Consider the following 259-nt stretch of genomic DNA (forward strand, 5'->3'; position numbering starts at 1 on the left):
GGATAAACCTGCTTGAGCCCGAGCATGGTCGCCACGTAAGGCAAACCCCAGGCGTGAACGTGGAACATCGGCGTGATCGGCATGTACACATCGTTGGTGCCGAGCAGGCGTACGCTGTCGATCGAACCCATGATCGTCGCCACGCCGATGGTGTGCAGCACCAGTTGCCGATGGGTGAAATACACGCCTTTCGGATTGCCCGTGGTGCCGGTGGTGTAGAACGTGGTGGCGACCGAGTTTTCGTCGAAGTCCTGAAAAT

1 protein-coding gene is annotated in these 259 nt (G+C 58.3%); it reads right to left on the reverse strand.

The window, feature by feature from the left end; translation table 11 throughout:
- A partial coding sequence (locus AAEY83_RS16410; protein WP_351060750.1) for an AMP-binding protein occupies positions 1–259 on the reverse strand: 259 nt, incomplete at both ends.

It is taken from the genome of Psychrobacter sp. TB20-MNA-CIBAN-0197 (assembly GCF_040309765.1).
GTDB lineage: Bacteria > Pseudomonadota > Gammaproteobacteria > Pseudomonadales > Moraxellaceae > Psychrobacter > Psychrobacter submarinus.